The organism is Achromobacter xylosoxidans, from assembly GCF_014490035.1.
GTDB lineage: Bacteria > Pseudomonadota > Gammaproteobacteria > Burkholderiales > Burkholderiaceae_B > Achromobacter > Achromobacter bronchisepticus_A.
Genome location: NZ_CP061008.1, coordinates 1994973 through 2014643 on the forward strand (window position 1 = coordinate 1994973; position 19671 = coordinate 2014643).

Sequence of the window (19671 nt, forward strand, 5' to 3'; positions counted from 1 at the left end):
TAACGGCGCACTGAGTTCAACGTATGGAGCGTGGCATGAAACGGTTTCTATCTTTGTGGGCAGGTGCAGTGCTCGCGTTGTCGGCTTTCAGTGTCGCGGCGCAAGAGTATCCGGCGCGGCCCGTGCGCATGATCGTGGGCTTCGCGCCTGGCGGCGGCAACGATATCCTGGCCCGCCTGATGGCCGAGCAGTTGCAGCGCCGGCTGGGCCAGCCCTTCATCGTGGAGAACCGGCCGGGCGCCAGCGGCGCCATTGCCATCGGCGCCGTCAAGCGGGCCGAGGCCGACGGCTACACCTTGCTGGTGGGACCGAGCAGCGGCATGACCGTCAATCCGGCCATCTACAACAACCTGGACTACGACCCGGTCGCCGATTTCGCGCCGATCTCCCTTGTCGGGGACATTCCCATGATCCTGACCGTCAAGGCTGAAAGCTCGGCGCGCTCGGTGGCCGATCTGGTTGCTCAGGGCAAGAATAGCGGCAAGCCGCTGTTCGCAGGCTCGGGCGCCAACTCCTTCCAGCTCGCCACCGGACTCTTCGCCAAGCGCGTCGGCCTGGAAGCGGAGGTGGTCAACTACAAAGGGAATTCCGCCGTGGTTGCGGCCTTGTTGGCCAATGAGATCGACTTTGCGCTGATCGACACCGCGGCCGTGCTGCCCCAGATCCGCAGCGGCCGGTTGAAAGCGCTGGCCGTCACGGGGGCGAAGCGTTTTACCTTGTTGCCCGACGTGCCCACCGTCGCGGAGTCCGGCGCACCGGATTTCGCAATGTCGTTCTGGTCGTCCCTGTACGCGCCGGCGGGTACGCCGCAGGCCGTCATCGACAAGTTGCAGAACACCGTATCCGCCGCCGTGAGAGAGCCCGCCGTGGCCGACCGCTTGCTGGAGCTGGGCATCGATCCCGTAGGCAGCGCGCCGCAAGTCCTGGCCGACACCATGGCCAGGGAGATTCCGATGTATGCCGCGGCCGCCAAGGAGGCGAACCTGTCGCCAGTGCAGTAGGTGTGCGGAGCCGACCTGTCCGAATTTGTCCTTTGCTTTACTGCAACTGTCGACAGGCGGAAGCTGGCCGTCCGCCGGCTATGAGTGATAGGTGCTGACTCGATGACCTATATGATCCCGCAAGATATACAGGGGCACTTATGGGGACTGCTGGTGCTGACCTCCTCCCAGTTTCCACCCGGACCGCTCTAGCTATTTGATCAGTTCCTTGCTGTCCAGTTGTGTGCCATACACACCTGAGTGCTCCGAGCTATATCTTGCACGGAGCTTTTTATTTACCCTTTTACTACCCAGGGCGCGATGCTCATGGCGTCAGGGGTTGGGTCATCGCCACGGGACGGTGTGCTGCAGGTAGCCCCCGGCAAGAACCATCGACGATGGCAGGCAATACAACCTCGTTCTTGACAGCAAGTATCTCCGCCATGATGCTCACCGCGATTTCCGCGGGCGTCCTGCTGCCGATATGGATGCCGACTGGCGCATGCAGCCGTTCCAGAGATGCGGCGGTTTCGCCGAAATGCTCCATGAAGCGTTGCCTGCGGATGTCCGTATTGCGGCGTGAACCGATGGCGCCCACGTAAAACGCCGGGCTGTGCAGCGCTTCCAGGAGCGCGAGATCGTCCAGCTTGGGATCGTGGCTCAAGGCGACGATGCAGGTGCGCGTGTCGGGGACGAGGGCCAGCACGGCGTCATCGGGCATTTCCCGGGTGATGTGCACGCCGGGCACGGACCAGCTGCCTACTTGTTCCCCGCGCGGATCGCAGATCGTCACGGCAAAGTCGTTGAACAAGGCCATGGTGGCCAGGTATTCCGCCAACGCGCCTGCGCCGATGAGCAGCATCCGGTACTGCGGCCCCAGCGTGGAACAAAGCGTCGCGCCGTCGAATTGCACTGTGGCGGGCCTCGAGGCCGGCGCCAATGTCACCGCTCCGGTGGCTACGTCAACGGTGCGCTGGACCAACTGGCCGGATTCGAGCCGCCGGACCAGGGCATCCAGCGTTTCGTAGTCCGGCTGGAACTCCAGCAGCAGCTCCAGCGTGCCGCCGCAAGGCAGTCCGAACCGGCGCGCTTCGTCGGCTTCGATCCCGTAGCGCACCAGTTCAGGCGCGCCTTGCGCGATGGCGCCTGTGCCATAGGCGCGGGTGTATCGATGAATCAGGTCGTCTTCGATGCACCCGCCCGAAACAGAGCCGACGCAGCGTCCGTCTTCGCGCAGCGCCATCATGGAGCCGACGGGGCGCGGGGAGGAGCCCCAGGTCTTGATCACCGTGGCCAGCAGCAGCCTGTGCCCGTCCGCCAGCCAGGCGCGGGCTTCGCGCAACACGCGGACGTCGACCGTCTCCATGCCTAGGCTACCCTGCGCACCGGCAGGCTGCGGATCCGCTTGCCGGTGGCGGCAAAGATGGCATTGCACAGCGCGGGCGCCACGGGCGGCACCGGGGGCTCGCCCACGCCGCCAGGAGGCAGGGTGTGATCGTCGTTGACCAGATGCGTGCGGATCACGCGTGGCGAGGCATTGTGGCGCAGCACTTCATAGTCGTGGAAGTTGCTCTGCTTCACGCGGCCGCGTTCGAACGAGATCTCGCTGGCAAGGGCAAGTCCCAGGCCCATGATGGCGCCGCCTTCCATCTGCGCGCGGATGCGTTCGGGGTTGATTTGCGGCCCGCAGTCCATCGCCATGTCCACGGCCACCACGCGTACCTCGCCCTTTGCATCCACGGCCACCTCGACCACGGTGGCGGTGTAGCTCATGAAGCTGTAGCAGAATGCCAGCCCGAGGCCGTGGCCCTGGGGCAGTGTTCTGCCCCATTCCGCGCCTTTGCAGGCCGCTTCGATCACGCCGCGCAGGCGGCCCGTGTCGTAGGGATAGAGCTCGGGGGATTCTGAGTAGTTCCAGGTGTCGGCCATTGTGCTCGGGTCGATCCTGCGCGCCGGGCCGATGAGGTCGAGCGCAAAATCCTTGGGGTCCTTGCCCGCGCGGTGGGCCAATTCGGCGATGAAGCACTGGGCAGCGTAGGCGTGCGGAATGTTGGCTACCGAGCGGAACCAGCCAATACGGGCATGGGCCTCCACTTCGGCCGTTTCCACCCGGACGTTGGGAATGCGGTACGGCATGTTGATGGCCGACATGGCCGATTCGAAGAGCTGCTGGCCCTTGGCGCCTTCCGAAAAGAGGGAGGCGATGGTGGGGGCGGCACTGCGGTGCAGCCAGGACTGGACCTGGCCGTTCTTGTCTAGAACGGCCTCCAGGCGTTCGACCGACACGGTATGCAGATAGTCATGATGAATGTCGTCTTCGCGAGTCCACACCAGCTTGACTGGCGTGCCTTCGGGCATGGCGCGGGCGACGATGGCTGCCTCGTCCACGAAATCCGGCTTGGACTTGCGGCCGAACCCGCCGCCCAGCAGCAAGACATTCACCGCGACGTCGGCGGGCTCCAGTTTCAGCCGGGCGGCGACGGCGTCGCGCGCGGCGATGGGGTTCTGGATCGACGTCCAGACCTCGGCGCGGCCATCCTTGATCCGGACGGTGGCCGTTGGCGGTTCCATCGAGGCATGGGCCAGATGGGGAACGTAGTACTCCGCGGCGACGCGCTCGGCTTCGGGCGCCTTGGCCCAGGCTTGCGCGGCATCGCCCTGGCTGCGCATGGTCTTGCCGGGCTTGCGCGCTGCCGATTCCAGCGTCTGGCGGTAGGCGCTTGAGTCGTAGCTGCCGTTGGGGCCATCGTCCCATTCGATTTGCAGCGCGTCGCGGCCTTGGCGGGCCGCCCAGGTGTTGCGCGCGACGATTGCGACGCCGCCCAGGGGCTGGAACGCGGGCGCCCCCTGCATCGGTGGAATCTCGACGACCTTCAGCACGCCGGGCACGGCCAGTGCCTTGGCGCTGTCGAGACGGCGCAGCTTGCCGCCGACGACAGGAGGACGTGCGACGACGGCATAGACCATGCCGGGCAGGCGCATATCCATGCCGTAGCTAGCCTGGCCCTTGCCGATGGCCTCCAGGTCCACCAGGCGCACGTGCTCCTTCCCGATATAGCGGAACTCGGCCCGATCCTTGAGCTTGAGGGCATCGCCCGCGGGAACCGGCTGTTTGGCCGCGTCCGCAGCCAACTCGCCATAAGTCAACCGGCGCCCGGAGGGCTGGTGCAGCACTTCATGCTGCACCGCTTTGACCTCGGCCACAGGAACCGACCAGCGCGCTGCCGCCGCTGCTTCGAGCATCTGGCGGGCGGCCGCACCGACGCGTCGCATGGGCATCAGGAAGTGCCGCACGCTGCGCGAGCCATCCACGTTCTGGTTGCCATAGCGCGCTTCATCGGCCTGCGCCTGTATGACCTTGACGCGGTCCCAGCGCGCTTCCATTTCGTCGGCCACCACCATGGGCAGGCTGGTGCGCACGCCCGTGCCCATTTCGGCGCGGTGCGCGACGATGGTGACGGTGCCGTCCGCGGCGATGCTGACGAAAACCAGCGGGTCGTCGACGGTGCCGCCGGGCATGCTGTCAGCGCCGTACTTCTGGGCGGGGGACTCGGCGGCCCAGGCTGCCGTGATCAAACCCCTGGCCGTGACCGTCAGGGTGAGCGCGCCCAGGGCGCCCTGCAGAAAGCCGCGCCGGGAAAGTTGAGCGATGTGCGTCATTGCTTGCCTCCCTGGGCGAGGAGCCTGGCCGCCTGCTGGATGGCTGCGCGGATGCGAGGATAGGTGCCGCAACGGCAGATATTGCCGCTCATGGCGTCCTCGATGTCTTGGTCGGTCGGCTGCGCCGAGACCTTGAGCAGGCTTACCGCCGTCATGATCTGGCCCGCCTGGCAGTAACCGCATTGGGCAACGTTCTGTTCTATCCAGGCCTGCTGCACCGCCCGGCCGACCGCATCCGCCTCTATCCCTTCGATGGTCGTGATGCTGTGGCCTGCCACGGCGGAGAGCGGGGTGACACAGGACCGGATTGGCGCGCCGTCCATGTGCACGGTACAGGCGCCGCACAACGCCATGCCGCACCCGAATTTGGTGCCGGTCATGCCGAGTTCATCCCGTAAGGTCCAGAGCAGGGGCGTTTCGCCGGGGACGTCGATATCCTTGGCCTGGCCATTGATTTGAAGTTGGGTCATGGAGGAATCCTTGGTGGGCGGGCATGGCAGGCGAAAGCTTGCCTGAACCGTGAGTGAATCATTTTTTCAAATCGGAATTCTGCCTAAAAATTCAATAATTCTGCCTAATTGTTCCAGACAGAACTTAAGGGCGACGAGCCAGAGCCGGTGCCAAGAGCCGACGCAAACGGCTCCTTCGGATCGCCGAGGGCCAGCCCCGAGGATGTTACGCCTTCGGCCGCCCCGTCGGTGAGCACGGTGTAGCCGTGCTGCCAGGTCGCGTGCAGCCCCATTTTTTCGGTTGCGTTGCAGTGACGTCTACCCTGTCACATCCCATACCAGCATCTCCGCTGGCCTTCCCCGGTTCCCGATTCAGGCCTAGCCTGTCGTCTCTTTCATTCTCGACAGGAGACCCGCATGGTGAAGGCGAAACGGCTGGGCGAGCCCTATGGCGTCGAGGTAACGAACGGCAGGAATGTCCTGCTCTCCGACACGCAAAAAGACGGCAAAGGAGGAACCACGGGCATGCGGCCGCACGAACTCCTTGAAAGCGCGCTCGCGGCTTGTGTCTGCATGTCCATCGGCATGGCCGCGGACCGCGCCGGCGTTGCGTTGCCCGAGGCGACGGTGCAGGTGGCCATCGATCGTCAGGATGACGAAACCGGATTCGAGGTGAGTTTGCGCTTCGCTGCGGCGCTGACGGCGGCGCAGCAGGATCTGGTTCGCGGGGCGGTGCAGGCATCGCCGGTCGTGCGCACGTTGGGCAAGACGGTGCGGGTGCGGTCAGCTGCAATCCTGACGGCCTGAAGAGGATGCGCGTCCGGAGGCGGGCAGAACACGCTTCTGCCCGCGCCTTACCTACTGGCTGAACTCAAACACATAACTATTCGCCGACCCCGCCGCGCGGTTGTACAGCGGGCACCAGCCATTGACCGGGGTCACTTCGCAATAGCGGTTGCGGCCGTACACCTGGGCGATCTTCCAGTCCTGGGTCTTGTCGGCGCGTTCCAGCAGGTACTGCATGCGCACGCCTCGTTCCTTGCGGTCGCGCTCGTCGTTGTCCACCGGAAAGCCGGGCGTGGAGGGCGTGGTGTTGCGGATCTGGGCGACTACGAAGGCGCGCGTGTCGGATTGGACGTCGACGTTGACGACGCTGCGCTCGTAGGTGTCGACGCTGCATTTCTGGTCGGCGTTCTGCCAGGTTTGCAACGGCGCGGTGCTCAGGGAGTCTTCGGCGGCGTTGAACGGGCGGTACAGCTCGACCAGTTCCTTGCAGGCGGTGGCGGTGTAGCGGCCATGCGCGTCGCGCACCTGCCACCAGGATTTCACCGCCGCTTCCGGGGTGTTGGCGGCCAGCTGCAGTTGCGGCGTGGCGGCTTGAAGCCGTTCCCAGGGTGTTTCTTCCTGCTTGGAGCAACCCGTCAAGGCGATTGCCAGAACGAGCAATAGGGCGGGCTTGGTCACGGTACTGAATCGGGTAAACAAATCGGGGGCACCATGATACCCCTTCCGCCGCGGCGCTCCTGCGTCAAGCGGGCCGCAGCGCCCGCTTGTACGCTTCCAAGGTGCTGAACATCTTGCCCGCGAGCCGGAAATTGGCGTCGGCGTAGGTCCGGGCGTTGTCGATCACGGCTGCGGTTTGCGCGGGATCGCCGCGGATCTGCATGATGCGGTCTGTGTAGCCGGCGACGTCGCCCGGCGCGGCCAGCCAACCGGTCTGGCCCGGCGCGACGATTTCCGGCAATCCGCCGACGTCGCTGGCGACCACCGGGCGGCGCGCGGCAAACGACTCGGGCACGACGCGCGACCAGGCTTCGGTGGCCGAAGGCACCAGCACCACGTCGGCGGCGCGGATCATCTCCGCAACATTGTTGCGATGGCCGGCGAACACCACATGCTCGGAGATGCCCAGGTCGACGGTCAATTGGTGCAGCGCATAGGCATAGGGCTTGGTGCTGGCCGTGGGCATGCCGACCACCAGCGCGATGGCGGGCAGGCCCAGGCCGCGCAGCCGCTGCACCACGCGCAACAGGTCGGCCTGGCCTTTCTCGGGACGCAGCATGCCTATGGTGGCGATGACCCAGGCGTTGTCGGGGACTCGGATGCCCAAGGCCTGCCGGGTACGCAGGCGTGACTGCGGCGTGTCGGCGGATTGGAAGAATTCGTCGGCGGCCCATTCTCCCACCACGCTGATCCGTTGCGCGGGGGCCAGGCGCGCCGCGACGATTTCCTGCTTGCCCAGCAGGCTGGTCGCGATGACGTGGTCGCAGCCGATTTTCCATTCCAGCCGCCGCCGTGGAGAGGAGGGCATGGGCTTGGCGAAGTGGCGCGTCCTGACGACGGCGCACAGGTCGCGGCACAGCGCAGCGGTCTTGCCGTCCGCGCGACTGTGGCTGTCGATCAGGTCGATGCGCAGCGTCTTGACCGCGCGCCGCAGCTTCAGGACCGTGGCCGGCGAGTAGGCGGCGTCGAAGTCCATGTCCACCGCGCGCAGGCCGCGCTGCCGCGCCTCGCGCCCGATTTCGCTGTCCGCCGGAGCGGCGATCGCCACTTCGTAGCCATGGCGCTGCAGCCATGCCGATTGCTCGAGGACGCGGAATTCCAGCCCGCCCAGGCTGCGCTCAGCCAGCGTATGCAGGATGCGCATGATGCTCCAGGACTTTGCGGCAGGCGCCCAGCACGTCGTCGGGCGTGACGGAATTGATGCCGTCGCGGGGATGGCGGGGCACGACCGCGGCGGAGTAGGGGCGGTCCCAGAACCATTCCGGATTGGACTCGTTGAAGACGCCCACGTAGGGCACGCAGGCGCCCTGGGCGATATGCGACGGGCCGCAATCGTTGGCCACGATCAGGCGCGCACGCAGCATGAGGGCGCTGAGCTCCGGCACCGAGCGGCAGTAGGCGATGGAAAACTCAGGACGCCGCATGGCTTCGAGCTGGTCGCGTTCGATGACTTCCTGTTCTCCCAGCACGAACAGGAAGCGGGTGTCCTGGCCCAGCAGCAGCTTTAGCCTTTCGGCCAGGCGCAGATAGTTCAGCAGGCTCCAGCGTTTGAACGCGCCGGAGCCGCCGCCAGGGATCAGGACCACGTCGGCCCCTGGTCCTTCGTGCCGATGCGGGTGGGCTAGCGTCTGGAAGCAACGGCGCGCCGCGGCCTCGGCGTCGAACTGCCGGTACGACGCCAGCAGCCGGAGATTCGCCAAGCCGATGTACTCGGCAAGGCTCTTGCGATGGGAGTGCGTCCAGGCCAGGTCGCTCATTCGCGCGTTGTGAAAGCCGAACCGCAAGGCGGGCCGGCGCAGCAGGTTGATCAGGCCGAAGCGTTCGCTGCTGTGGTGCAGGCTGACGCAAACGGGGGTGTGCTTCTTGAGCGTGCGCAGATAGTCGCCGAACGTGGCGGCCCGGACAAACTCGTCGACCCAGGGCACGCCCCGGTAGAAGCCGGCGAGGTCGTCGCGGGCGACCACCCGGATCCGCCTCGAGGCCCACCAGGTTTTCAGTTGATAGAGCGCCGGCAGGGCGACGATCTGGTCGCCCAGCTGGGGCTGGCTTCTGACATATACGACGACTTCCGACATGGGCAACCTCGTTTGCACGGCAGTTTTCTTGGAGTCCGCAGACTGCTGCCGCGCAATGTATCGATCCTGTCGAATGAATCTTTCCGAGGTCTTTTAAGGAATGTGAAGAAGCTGCCGGACGTGGTTAACACAACTAAACAACTACATCCTTCTGCTGTTTCGGTTCACGTCGTCGTTGCGCGGCTACTTGGAGCCGCCGGAGTTCGGATAGCCCGGAGGCGGCGTAGCGCCGCCGCCCTTGGTGCTGGGCACGTTGTCATTGGCCTCGCGGTGGCGGCCCTGCTTGTCGGTCTTGTGCATGTCGGACCGGGCGTGGTCGCCCTTGTTCAGGTTGGGCGGGGTGGTCGGCGTGTTCGGCGTCGCATTCGGCGCGGGCGGCTTCTGTCCGGGCGGCACGGGCTGGTTGGGGGGCACGGCGGTGCCGTCGTTCGGCGTGTTGGACGGCGAGGTGGGCATGGCGGACTGCGCCAGCGCACCGGCCGAAGCCAGTCCGGCGGACAAGGCCAGTGCGTAGGTGAAGGCTCGGAATTTCATGAGTACGCTCCTATGTGAGATAGCGGGATGCGATCCGCAAGCGCCATGCCCGGGCTGAGCCGCCGGGAAGAGCGTCACAAGAGCCGGAAAAAAATGCCGATCGGTGGAATATCTGCGCGCAAGCGCTGCAGTTGGCTTCGCGCCAGATGTTCAGGGGGCGGTGGGCACGACGCTTGCTGGATGGGGCAGTCCGGATCGGCGCACGAGACGCCGCCGTTGCCGGAGTTCAACGTGGGGATAGGCCCCGCACAGGAGAAACGCATGGAGCATCAAACCAATATTGTTGGCGGACCCAAAAGTTCGGCGACGGGCCCGGGCCCTGAAGTCATGGCCGCGGACACCCTGGAGGGCAACGATGTCGTCAACGCCGCGGGAGAAGGGCTGGGATCCATCAAGGACATCATGATCGACGTGCCGCGCGGACGAGTCGCGTATGCGGTGCTGTCGCGCGGCGGCATCCTGGGGATGGGCGACAAGCTCTTTGCCATTCCCTGGGCGGCATTGACCCTGGACACGGACCGCAAGTGCTTCATCCTGAACGTGGACAAGGAGGTGTTGAAGAACGCGCCGGGGTTCGACAAGGACGACTGGCCCAGGATGGCGGACGAAAGCTGGGCGCTCAGCGTGCACAAGTACTACAACCAGGATCCGTACTGGTAACGCGCAGCTTTGAAGGGCGGCCCCGAGCCGCCCTTTTTCAGTCATCCCGTTCTTTCCATGCCGGTCGGCCGGCTTTTCCTATGCACACCCCTCTTAGCCACGATGCCGGCCTGGCGCTACGCTCGGTCAAGTTTTCGGGAAAACACGCAGGCCGGCGGACTCCCGTTGCCCTGCGCCGCGAGGCGGCGGGGCTCAACGGATTCAGCTTCCAGGCGCCGGCCGAGTTGGTAGCGCGGGTCCGGCATCGTATCGACCAGGCGGAAAGCGAAAACTGGATGGCGCGCCTGTGGCAATGCGACGCCACGCTGTGGACGGGGACCGATGAGGATCGCTGGCTGGGCTGGCTGCAGCCGGGCATGGCGCCCCGGGCGCTCGGCCGCATGACGGCAATCTGCCGCAGGTTGTGCGTGGCCGGGTTCTCGGATGCGGTGTTGCTGGGCATGGGTGGCGCCAGCCTCGGCGCCGAGGCGCTGGCCCGCACGCTGGGCGTGGCCAGCGGAGGCTTGCGCCTGCACGTGCTGGACTCGACCGACGTAGCCCAGGTGCGCGCGGTGCAGTCCGCGGTGGATATCACGCGTTGCCTGTTTGTCGTCTGCAGCAAGTCCGGATCGACCCTGGAATCGCGCATGCTCGCTGCCTACTTCCATGAACAGGTGGCGCGGCGGCTTGGACCGCAGGAAGCGGGGCAGCGCTTTGTCGCCATTACCGATCCTGGGTCTCCGTTGCTGGACCGCGCACGGGCGGACGGTTATGCCGCCGTCTTCGAGGGCGAGCCGTCCGTGGGCGGGCGCTACTCCGTGCTGTCGCCCTTCGGACTGGTCGCGCTGGCGCTGCTGGGGCACGATCCCGCGGCATTCCTGCGCAGCGCCCGCCCCATGGTGCGGGCATGCGCGGCGCAGGCCCAAGTGCGCGTCAATCCGGGGTTGCTTCTGGGAGCGCAGCTGGGCGAGGCCGCATTGGACGGCCGCAACAAGCTCACCATCCTGGCCGCGCCCGGGCTGGAGTACGTGGGGTGTTGGCTCGAGCAACTGCTGGCCGAATCCACCGGCAAGAATGGGCGGGGCATCATCCCTGTCGCCTACGAGCTGGCCGGGGATGCGTGCGATTATGGCCGCGACCGCATGTTCGTCCACCTTGCGCACAGCGATACGCCTGGCGCGGACCTGGACACGCGTATGCGGCGGCTGGCGGCTGTGGGATTCCCGGTGGTGCGTTGCGAGCTGCCGTCAGCCCAGTCGCTGGGCCAGGAGTTCTTTCGTTGGGAAATGGCCACCGCCGTGGCCGCCGCCGTGCTGCGCGTCAACCCGTTCGATCAGCCGGACGTCGAAGCCAGCAAGGCGCGCACGCAGGCCCTGGCGGCGCGTCACGAAGCCGGCATCGGGGGAGCCGATCCTATGCCCCGGCTAGTCGAAGGCGCGCTGGCCTTCCATGGCGAGGCCCAGGGGGCGACCGCGATCGAGCTGCTGGCGTCGTACTTTGCGGGAGTGGACCAGGGCGACTACGTGTCGCTGCTGGCCTATGTCGCACGGAATCCGGTCCACGAGGCGCGCCTCGCCGCGATGCGCTGCCGGCTGCGCCAGGCGACCGGGGTTGCAACCATGGTCGGGTTCGGTCCGCGCTACCTGCATTCCACAGGCCAGTTGCACAAAGGCGGCCCCGCGGGCGGACGATTCCTGTTCATTACCGCGGACGCCGGGGAGGAGCTGCAAGCGCCCGGCCACGCCCTGGGCTTCGCCGCCATGCAGCGCGCGCAGGCCTTGGGCGACATGGAGGAGTTGGCCTCGCGGGGCCGGCCGTGCTTGCGCGTGCACATCGCGGGGCCGGTGGAGGCGGGACTCTCCCGCCTTGCTGCGCTGCTGGACCGCGCGTTGGTCTCAATGATCGTCAGCTAGCCGCCTTGCTCGTCGCCGTCCTGTCGGGCGGGCGCGGCCAGGGCATGATCGAGGCCGACCTCGACTGCCCGGTCGAGCCGCAGGACCAGTTGAAGCGTCGGCAGCACGAACTCAAGATGCTGGGCGTTGCTTACGCTGCAGGACAGTGGGGCGCCGATTCAGAGGAAAGCCGCAACGCAGCAATTGCCGTGCCGCACGCATGCGGGCACGTGGTTTGCTGATGGCGATGTGGCGGCATTCCGTCCGCCTTCAGGAGCAGCGTCATGGACAAGTTCGACCGCGATACGACGGCGGCACCCGCCGAGATCTTGAGTGAAGGTGAACAGAGGGCGCGGCGCACGCTCGAAGCTGCGCGGCGCTTGCTGGACCCGCAGGCGGAACCTGCCGCCGCCGTCTCTTCAGTTGAGGCGAAACTCCAGCGCTACGTCAGGCAGGCGTACCACAGGCGCTCATACGGCGCCTATGGTTGAGCGTTACGGCTGCGGGTCGTCCCAGACTGACGTGTGCCGATACTGTTCGGCGCGCGCCAGCGTGCGGTAAAAATCCGCGCCGACCCGTATCAGCCTTTCCAGTTCCTCCGGCCGCAGCATGGGCTGCAGCGCGATCAGGCATTCGGCATAGTTGGCCAACACTTCCGGCCATTCATGGAAGTCCCGGTCGACCGCTGGCGTGGCGATCATTTGTGCCAATAGTTCCTCGCGATCCATATGCATGTTCCGCAGCAAGCGTACTGGTTGCAGATGCGCCCGCAGGTATGCGCATCTGTTCCTTCGCGGGTATCGAAAACCCGGGGAATGGCTCCTACTTCTTGGCGGCATCCATGCGTTGCTGCATGCTTGTCGCCATTTCCAGGTGCTGCTGTAGCACCGGCAGGGTCTCGATTGCGAATTGCTTGACGTCGGGATCCTTCACATCGTTCGAGGCTTTCTCGAAGAGCTTCACCGCGTCCTGGTGCGCGGATACGCCGATCTCGTCCACATAGGCCTTATCGAAGCTGTCGTCGCGCAAGCCCAGCGCCTTCAGTTTGGCCTGCTGGACCAGCGATGGCTCGGTCGGCGCCTGGTAGCCCTTGCCTTGCGCGAGCGTGACCAGCTGTTGGGCGGCCTTGCCGTGGTCATCGATCATTTTCTGGGCAAATGCCTTCACGTCGGGGTCGCGGGCTTTCTCCAGGGCGAGCTTGCTGCCGGCGACTTCGAGATTGCCGGCCTGGGCTGCGTTCTCCAGGAAGTCGCGGTCGGCGCTGTCCAATTTCGCTTCCGCGGCCGAGGGGCGCGCGGCGGGCGCCGTCTGCGCCTGCGCTGCAGGGGCCGCAGCCCATGTCAGCGAGGCGAGGACCGTGGCGGTCAGATAGCGGATTTTCATGGAAACCTCCAGATAGGGGCGCAGGGCGCCATTTGAGTGGGAAGCCAGCATCCAGCAGCAATCGCTGTTCCCGCCCGTCGGCGGCTTCAAAGGGGCTTGGGCTTGCCCGTCTGTTCGGCGTAGGTCGCCGGCGTGGCGTCGGCCTGGCCAGTCTTGAAGACCCAGGCATAGCACGGCGTGCCGGCAGGAATCTCATCGTCGACCGCGTCGGTGACGCCCGTAGTTGTCGGCAAAGCCGCTGTGCTGGATCACGCCCAGGCAGGTTTCAGCCTGTATGGTGTTGGACCGCAGTCGGGCGTCTTCAGCAACGCCTCCCGCCTGCGCGTTGGTGGCGATCACGCCTGCGCTGCCTCCCAGCGGCTGGCCGAGAACTTCTCCGCCATCATCAAACTGCCGTACCCCATTGCCATTTCGGCGATGACTTCGCCCACCGCGGGCGCGATCTGAAAGCCCCCGCCCGAGAAGCCGAAGGCATGCAGCAGCCGCGGCACCCTGGGGCTGAAGCCGATGACCGGGTTCTTGTCGCTGAAATAGCCTTCGATGCCGGACCAGCAGCGGATCACGCTGGCGCAGGCCAGCGCGGGCAAGACGGATGGAGCCGTACGGCCGAGTTCGGCGAGCGCGGCGCGACCCGGCCGGCTGCGGTCTCCCGGCAGCGCGCTGCCGTAGCCGCCGCCCATGACCACATTGCCGCGCGCGACCTGGCGGGCGTAGAAGCCGCCGCCTTCCACGCCCAACGACACGCCGATCTGGGGTGTGAGCGGCTCGGTGACCAGCATGGTCGGATACTTGACCTGCAGGGGCAGGTCGTCGCCGAACCAACGGGCTACGGCCGCGCCCCAGGCGCCAGCCGCATTGATGACGGTGTCGGCGTGTACGCGCCGGCCGTCGGCGGCAGTCAGCAGGAAGCCGCTACCCTGGGTGTCCGCCTGCGTGATGGCGCAATGTTCGAGCAAGCTGGCGCCGGCGCGCGCGGCGGCATGGGCGAAGGCGGGCGCGACCAGGCGCGGATTGGCCTGGCCGTCTTCCGGACATAGCGAGCCACCGGCAATGCCCGGACCCAGCGCGGGAAAGCGGCGGCGCAGCTCGGCGGCGTCGATGATCTCCAGGCCCAGGTCGAAGTCGCCGACCTTGTCGCGGTAGGCACAAAGCTTGTCCAGGTCGGCCTCGGAGCGGGCCAGCTTCAGGTGGCCGCTGCGCACGTATTCCGCATCGGTGCTGATGAGTTCCGGCAGGCGGGACCAGATGCCGTGCGCGCGCTGCGCCAGATACAGCTGTTCGATCGAACGTCCCTGCCTGCGCACGCCGCCGAAGTTGACGCCGCTGGCGCGTGCGCCGCTTGCGCCGCTGTCGATTAGCGCGGTGGCGATGCCCATGCGGCGCAGCGCCAGGGCGGCGCTGGCGCCCACCAGGCCGGCGCCGATGATGGCGACTTCCGTGTGCAGCGGGTTCATGGTTCCACCTTGCCGAGCATGGACAGATTCAGGGGCTTGACGGGCGCCTGGCCGCGTAGCCGGCCTATGTCCGCCAGGGCCAGTCCACGGCAGTCGGCCAGCAGTTCGGCCGCGCCTGCCTGGCACATGCGTCCCTGGCACAGGCCCATGCCGATGCGCGTTAGCGCCTTCAAGCGGTTGAGGTCGTCGATGGCGTATTGCGCGGCCGCGGCGCGCAACGTGCCGGCGCGCACTTCCTCGCAGCGGCAGACCATGACGGAGTCGTCGCAGGCGCCATCCGCGCCGGGCAGGGGAAAGGCCCGATCCAGGCCGCGCCGGAATTGCGCCCAGCGCGCCTGGCGGCGGGCCAGCCACTGCACCCTGGCGGCGCTGACGTCGATGCCGCTGTCTGCCAGCATGGCCAGCGCGGCGCGTTCGCCCGCAAGCTCGGCCAGGATGGCGCCGCCTATGCCTGCGCCGTCGCCGGCCAAGTAGACGCCGGCCTCCGAGCTGCGGCCTTCGGGATCGCGGCGCGGCAGCCAGGCGCGCTGGGCCGTGTCGAATTCAAAGGCGCAGTCCAGCAGGTCGGCAAGCTGCGTTTCCGCGCGCAGTCCGTGGCCGATTGCCAGCGCGTCGCAAGCAATGGCGCGCTGCTTGCCGCCCAGGGTCGCGAGCGTGCGCTCGACGCGGCCTGCGCCCTCGGCCGCATCCAGCCTTGCGCCGTGGTGCACCGGCACGCCGCGGGCGCGCAGCCAGCCCAGGTAGTACATGCCCTTGGCCAGCATGCCGGGCTGGCTCAGCAGTGCCGGCGCGGCGCGGACCTGGCTGCCTGGCGGCGCGCAGTCCAGCACCGCCTGCACCTGGGCGCCGGCGCGCGCATATTGGTAGGCGACCAGGTAGAGCAGGGGGCCGGTGCCGGCGAACACGATGCGTGGCCCAAACGTACAGCCCTGGCTCTTCAGCGAGATCTGCGCGCCGCCCAGCGTATAGACGCCGGGCAGGGTCCAGCCCGGGAAGGGCAGGACGCGGTCGGTGGCGCCGGTGGCAAGCAGCAGCCGTGAGTAGGGCAGGGTTTCCAGTTCGCCGTGGCGGACCAGGTCCAGGCTGCCCGGCGCGGCATTCCACACCGCGGTGGCGGCGCGGTAGTCTGCCCGGGCAGCTAGGTCCGCGCCCGCCGCGTGGATGGCTTGCGCGCGCTTCCATTCGAAGCCATAGCGCTGGCGCGCGGAGCCGCGAGGGGCCGCGCCTTGGCGATAGATCTGGCCGCCAGGCAAGGCGGCTTCGTCCACGATCACCGGGCGCACGCCGTGGCGCAGCAGCGTCTGCGCGGCGCGCACGCCCGCAGGACCGGCGCCCACCACCACCATGCGCGGCGCGCCATCGGCGCCGGGAGGGTTCACTTGCATGCGAGTTCTCCGGGCTGGGCGCTGACCAGTTCCATGCCGTCTGCGACCGCGGTGGAGCAGGCGCGCAGGCGTGCTCCGTCCGCCGTCTGCACCCAGCAATCCTGGCAGGCGCCCATCAGGCAGAAGCCGGCGCGCGGCGCGCCTTCGCCCAAGGTGACGCGCAATTGCTGCGCGGCAAGCAGCAACGCCGTCAGCACAGTGTCGCCCTCATGGGCTTGCAGCGCCAAGCCGTTCCAGGTCAGGCGCAACGGCGCCGAGGCAGGTACCGAGACGCGGCGCAGCAGCGGTTTCATGCGGCGGTCTCCGCGCGGCGCAGCTGGGACAGAGTGCGGTCTGGCAGGATGATGTCTGCGTCGTAGCGCAGCTCCACGATGGCCGGCATGCGATGCTCCCGGGCATATGCCAGCGCGGCGTCATAGGCCGGCGCGAAATCCTCCGTGCGCTCGACCGCGGCGCCGTAGCCGCCATAACTTTGCGCCAGCCGCGCGAAATCGGGGTTGACCAGTTCCGTCGCCAGGGCGCGTCCGGGATAGGCGCGTTCCTGATGCAGGCGGATGGTACCGAACAGGCCGTTGTTGAAGACCAGCACCACAATGCCCAACCGATACTGGGCCGCGGTGGCCAGCTCCTGCATGGTCATCTGGAAACAGCCGTCGCCGGCGAAGCAGACCACGGCTGCGTTGCGGTCGCGCAGCTTGGCCGCGATGGCCGCAGGCAGGCCGTAGCCCATCGCGCCGACGGCGGGTGCAAGTTGGCTGCCCGGTCCCTTGAAGGCGATGTGCCGGTGCGCGTAGAGCGCGTAGTTGCCCGCGCCCACTGTGACGCAGGAATGCCGCGGCAGCGTGGCCGCGACGTGGCGCGCCGCCGCGTTCAGGTCCAGCGGGCCGGGCGTGGGCGGCAGCGCAGGCGCCGCGGCGGCCGCTACAGCGCCGCGGCGGCGCGGCTGCCAGCCCGGCGTCGGCTCCAGTCCCGCGGCGGCCCGGGCGAAACCGTCCACACTGGCGACCATGCCCAGCGCCGGCGTGCACAGCCGCCCGATCTCGTTGGCGTCCGGGTGGATATGGATCAACGTCTGGCGCGGCGTGGGCGAAGCCAGCCACTCATAGTTGATGGTTGTCGGCTCGCACAGGCGGGTGCCCAGCGCGATGACGAGGTCGCTGTCCATGACGGCGCGTTTCTGGTGCGCGGGCATGCTGGCGCTGACCTGGCCGACGAAATTGGGATGGTCGTTGTCGAACAGCTCCAGGCGGCGCCAGGCGGTGGCTACTGGCAGGTCGAAGCGCAGGGCGAAGTCGCGCATGGCCTCGCGCGCGGCTTGCGGCCAGCGCGAGCCGCCCAGCAGCAGCAAGGGCCGCTCTGCCGCTTCCAGCAATTCACGCAGGCGCAGCATGTCGGCGTCGGCCGGACGGGCGCAGGGCGGCTGTGGCGCGGCGGCCAGGGCCACGTCGGCGACGCCGGACAGCATGTCTTCGGGCAGGGAGAGGACCACCGGTCCTGGGCGTCCGCCCGTGGCGATCGCCCAGGCGCGCGCCAGGTATTCGGGAATGCGGTCGGCCCGCTCGATCTGCGCGACCCATTTCGCCAGCGGCGCGTACATGGCGCGGTAGTCCACCTCCTGGAAACACTGGCGGTCGGCGGTGTCGCCGCCGACCTGGCCGATGAACAGGATCATGGGCGTGGAGTCTTCCCTTGCCGTGTGCACGCCGATCGCCGCATTGGTGGCGCCCGGGCCGCGCGAGACGAAGCAGATGCCCGGCTGGCCGGTCAGCTTGCCATGCGCTTCGGCCATGTAGGCGGCGCCGCCTTCCTGGCGGCAGACCACCGCTTCGATCGCGTCGCGCCGGGCATAGAGCGCGTCGATGCAAGGCAGGAAGCTCTCGCCCGGCACCATGAACACGCGCTCCACGCCATAGGCCTGCAGCTGCGCGACCAGCAGTTCGCCGCCGCTGCGGGAGGCAGGGGCCGGCGCGCTCATGCCGCGTCTCCTTGCAGCGCCAGCGCCACGCGTTCCGCGCCATAGTCGCGTTCGGCCGCGGTCCGGCTGACCTTGCCGCCCAGCACGTCGTTGCGGATGGCGGCCGCGCTACGGTCAGCGGGCGCGCCGTAGCCGCCGCCGCCGGGCGTTTCCAGGCGCACGGACTGGCCGCTGGCCAAGCCGTGGCCGGCGATCTTGTTGGGCAGGCGCTGCTCGTCGGCGCGGCCGGGGTTCTGGATCACGCGCGAGGTGCCTCCCGTCAGGCCGCCGTTCAGGCCGGCCGCGCCGAACAACGCGGCGTCGCAGCGGATGGTGCAGACCAGCTGGTCATGCAGCGAACGGATCTGGCGCGCGATGCCCATGCCGCCGCGATGGCGGCCCGCGCCGCCGCTGTCGTTGACCAGCGCGTACTCCTCGACCAGCAGCGGGTACTCGATCTCCAGCGCCTCGGCGGGCAGGTTGGAGGTATTGGTCACGTGTACCTGGATGCCGTCCATGCCGTCGCCCTGCGCGCGTCCACCCGCGCCGCCGCCCAGTGTTTCCAGGTAGACGAAGGTGCCCTTGCCGTCCTGCATGGGCACGGAGAACAGCATGGAAGGCATGACGTCGTTGCACGAGGCCATGGCGCGGTCTGGCGGCAACAGCTGGCCCAGTGCGCCGATCACCGTGCCGGCCACGCGCTGCGCGGTGGTGACGCGCGCGCCCACCGCCGCCGGAAAGCGCGGGTTGGTAATGGTGCCCTCGGGGGCGGTGATGGTGATGGGCTGGAACAGGCCGTTGTTGGGCATGAGCTCGGGATCGAGCATGGCCTTCACCGCGAAGTAGACGCTGGCGTTCAGGGCGCTGGCGGGCAGGTTGAAGGCGCCGCGCGCCTGCTTGCTGGTTCCGGTGAAATCGACATGGAGCTGGCCGTCGCGCGCCTCGACGTTGGCCTGGATGGTGACGGGATCGCCGCCCATGCCGTCGTCGTCCATGCGCTCGGTGAAGGTATAGGTGCCAGCCGGCAGTTGCGCGATGCGGTTGCGCAGGCGTCTCTCGGTATACAGCATGATGCTGTCGATGGCGGACAGCAGGATCTCCAGACCGGACTGCTGCACCAGTTCCAGCATCAGCCTGGCGCCCTTGTCGTTGGTGGCGATCTGGGCGCGGATATCGTGCATCCGGTTGTCTGGTTCGCGCGTGTTGTGCGCGATCATCTCCAGCAGGTCCATGTCCAGCTCGCCCTCGCGCACGATGCGCATGGCCGGCAGGCGGATGCCTTCCTCCCACACCGTCTTCAGGTGGTGCGAGGTCGAGCCGGGAACGGCGCCGCCGACGTCGGTGTGGTGGCCGATGTTGGCCGCGAAGAAGCGCAGCACGCCCTCGTGGAAGATGGGGGTGATGACAGTGATGTCGGGCGCGTGCGTACCGCCCGCCAGATAGGCGTCGTTGCACAGGAACGCATCGCCCGGGCGCACGCCGGCCGCGCCGTAGCGCCGCAGCACGGCGTCTATGCCGCCGGACAGCGATCCCAGATGCACCGGCACGTGGGCCGCCTGCGCCACCAGGCGGCCGGCGGCGTCGAATAGCGCCACGGAGCAGTCCTTGCGTTCCTTGATGTTGGTGGAAAAGGACGAGCGGATCAGCGTATTGCCCATTTCCTCGGTGATGGACAGCAGGCGGTTGCTGAAGACCTCCATTTCGATGGGGTCGAAGGTGTCCGTGCCGGCGGCGGAAGTCGATCGATTGGTCATGGCGTACGC

The 19671-nt window shown here is 67.5% G+C and carries 21 protein-coding genes; 6 read left to right on the forward strand and 15 right to left on the reverse strand.

Going from position 1 to position 19671, the window contains the following annotated elements; translation table 11 throughout:
- Window positions 1-35: 35 nt before the first annotated feature.
- Entirely contained in the window at window positions 36-1001 is a 966-nt protein-coding gene (locus IAG39_RS09250) for a Bug family tripartite tricarboxylate transporter substrate binding protein (protein WP_059371836.1), read from the forward strand.
- Window positions 1002-1305: 304 nt separating this feature from the next.
- Here the strand turns inward: IAG39_RS09250 and IAG39_RS09255 are convergent, their stop codons facing one another.
- From IAG39_RS09255 to IAG39_RS09265, 3 genes are read right to left on the reverse strand one after another with little or no spacing between them, the layout of a single operon-like run.
- Window positions 1306-2346 carry an XdhC family protein gene (locus IAG39_RS09255; protein ID WP_118934881.1) on the reverse strand — a complete coding sequence of 347 codons (1041 nt, stop codon included), beginning with the start codon at window positions 2344-2346 and terminating at the stop codon, window positions 1306-1308.
- A gap of 2 nt (window positions 2347-2348) precedes the next feature.
- Complete coding sequence (locus IAG39_RS09260) at window positions 2349-4640, reverse strand: xanthine dehydrogenase family protein molybdopterin-binding subunit (RefSeq protein WP_118934883.1); 2292 nt, start codon at window positions 4638-4640, stop codon at window positions 2349-2351.
- Entirely contained in the window at window positions 4637-5110 is a 474-nt protein-coding gene (locus IAG39_RS09265; protein ID WP_054453532.1) for a (2Fe-2S)-binding protein, read from the reverse strand. The genes IAG39_RS09260 and IAG39_RS09265 overlap by 4 nt, the downstream gene beginning before the upstream one ends.
- 396 nt (window positions 5111-5506) lie before the next feature.
- Between IAG39_RS09265 and IAG39_RS09270 the strand changes: the two genes are divergently transcribed.
- Window positions 5507-5896 (forward strand): OsmC family protein, encoded by a 390-nt coding sequence (locus tag IAG39_RS09270; RefSeq protein ID WP_118934885.1) that lies wholly within the window; start codon window positions 5507-5509, stop codon window positions 5894-5896.
- A gap of 51 nt (window positions 5897-5947) precedes the next feature.
- On the opposite strand, the gene IAG39_RS09275 is transcribed toward IAG39_RS09270, so the two are convergent.
- From IAG39_RS09275 to IAG39_RS09290, 4 genes are all read right to left on the reverse strand, one after another.
- A complete protein-coding gene (locus IAG39_RS09275; protein ID WP_118934887.1) occupies window positions 5948-6553 on the reverse strand; it encodes a hypothetical protein in 606 nt (201 codons plus the stop codon).
- A 64-nt stretch (window positions 6554-6617) separates the two neighbouring features.
- Window positions 6618-7736 carry a glycosyltransferase family 4 protein gene (locus tag IAG39_RS09280; RefSeq protein ID WP_118934888.1) on the reverse strand — a complete coding sequence of 373 codons (1119 nt, stop codon included), beginning with the start codon at window positions 7734-7736 and terminating at the stop codon, window positions 6618-6620.
- Window positions 7711-8667, reverse strand: a complete 957-nt coding sequence (locus tag IAG39_RS09285) for a glycosyltransferase family 9 protein (RefSeq protein WP_118934890.1) — start codon at window positions 8665-8667, stop codon at window positions 7711-7713. Before IAG39_RS09285 ends, IAG39_RS09280 begins: the two co-directional genes overlap by 26 nt.
- A 183-nt stretch (window positions 8668-8850) precedes the next feature.
- Complete coding sequence (locus tag IAG39_RS09290) at window positions 8851-9201, reverse strand: hypothetical protein (protein WP_118934893.1); 351 nt, start codon at window positions 9199-9201, stop codon at window positions 8851-8853.
- Between the two features lie 261 nt (window positions 9202-9462).
- Between IAG39_RS09290 and IAG39_RS09295 the strand changes: the two genes are divergently transcribed.
- The 4 genes from IAG39_RS09295 to IAG39_RS09310 all read left to right on the forward strand — a co-directional run bounded on the left by IAG39_RS09295 (window position 9463) and on the right by IAG39_RS09310 (window position 12223).
- Entirely contained in the window at window positions 9463-9861 is a 399-nt protein-coding gene (locus IAG39_RS09295) for a PRC-barrel domain-containing protein (protein WP_059371844.1), read from the forward strand.
- A gap of 80 nt (window positions 9862-9941) precedes the next feature.
- Window positions 9942-11753 carry a hypothetical protein gene (locus IAG39_RS09300; RefSeq protein WP_118934895.1) on the forward strand — a complete coding sequence of 604 codons (1812 nt, stop codon included), beginning with the start codon at window positions 9942-9944 and terminating at the stop codon, window positions 11751-11753.
- A gap of 5 nt (window positions 11754-11758) precedes the next feature.
- Window positions 11759-11974: a hypothetical protein gene (locus IAG39_RS09305; protein WP_124260414.1), complete on the forward strand. Its 216-nt coding sequence runs from the start codon at window positions 11759-11761 to the stop codon at window positions 11972-11974.
- A gap of 42 nt (window positions 11975-12016) precedes the next feature.
- Window positions 12017-12223, forward strand: coding sequence for a hypothetical protein (locus tag IAG39_RS09310; RefSeq protein ID WP_118934897.1), 207 nt, complete (start codon window positions 12017-12019; stop codon window positions 12221-12223).
- Between the two features lie 3 nt (window positions 12224-12226).
- Here IAG39_RS09310 and IAG39_RS09315 read toward each other — a convergent pair whose 3' ends face one another.
- The 8 genes from IAG39_RS09315 to IAG39_RS09350 form a co-directional block, all read right to left on the reverse strand.
- Window positions 12227-12460 (reverse strand): hypothetical protein, encoded by a 234-nt coding sequence (locus IAG39_RS09315; RefSeq protein WP_059371848.1) that lies wholly within the window; start codon window positions 12458-12460, stop codon window positions 12227-12229.
- A gap of 94 nt (window positions 12461-12554) precedes the next feature.
- Complete coding sequence (locus IAG39_RS09320; RefSeq protein WP_118934899.1) at window positions 12555-13115, reverse strand: DUF4142 domain-containing protein; 561 nt, start codon at window positions 13113-13115, stop codon at window positions 12555-12557.
- Between the two features lie 86 nt (window positions 13116-13201).
- On the reverse strand, window positions 13202-13348 hold the full coding sequence (locus IAG39_RS31550; RefSeq protein WP_223283510.1) for a hypothetical protein: 147 nt from the start codon (window positions 13346-13348) through the stop codon (window positions 13202-13204).
- Window positions 13349-13450: 102 nt separating this feature from the next.
- Window positions 13451-14569 carry an NAD(P)/FAD-dependent oxidoreductase gene (locus tag IAG39_RS09330; RefSeq protein ID WP_059371849.1) on the reverse strand — a complete coding sequence of 373 codons (1119 nt, stop codon included), beginning with the start codon at window positions 14567-14569 and terminating at the stop codon, window positions 13451-13453.
- A complete protein-coding gene (locus IAG39_RS09335; protein ID WP_118934901.1) occupies window positions 14566-15954 on the reverse strand; it encodes an NAD(P)/FAD-dependent oxidoreductase in 1389 nt (462 codons plus the stop codon). The genes IAG39_RS09330 and IAG39_RS09335 overlap by 4 nt, the downstream gene beginning before the upstream one ends.
- Window positions 15945-16247, reverse strand: coding sequence for a (2Fe-2S)-binding protein (locus IAG39_RS09340; RefSeq protein WP_118934903.1), 303 nt, complete (start codon window positions 16245-16247; stop codon window positions 15945-15947). The genes IAG39_RS09335 and IAG39_RS09340 overlap by 10 nt, the downstream gene beginning before the upstream one ends.
- Window positions 16244-17929, reverse strand: coding sequence for a thiamine pyrophosphate-dependent enzyme (locus IAG39_RS09345; protein ID WP_059371852.1), 1686 nt, complete (start codon window positions 17927-17929; stop codon window positions 16244-16246). The genes IAG39_RS09340 and IAG39_RS09345 overlap by 4 nt, the downstream gene beginning before the upstream one ends.
- Window positions 17926-19662 carry a hydantoinase B/oxoprolinase family protein gene (locus IAG39_RS09350; RefSeq protein WP_118933227.1) on the reverse strand — a complete coding sequence of 579 codons (1737 nt, stop codon included), beginning with the start codon at window positions 19660-19662 and terminating at the stop codon, window positions 17926-17928. The genes IAG39_RS09345 and IAG39_RS09350 overlap by 4 nt, the downstream gene beginning before the upstream one ends.
- Between the last annotated feature and the right edge of the window lie 9 nt (window positions 19663-19671).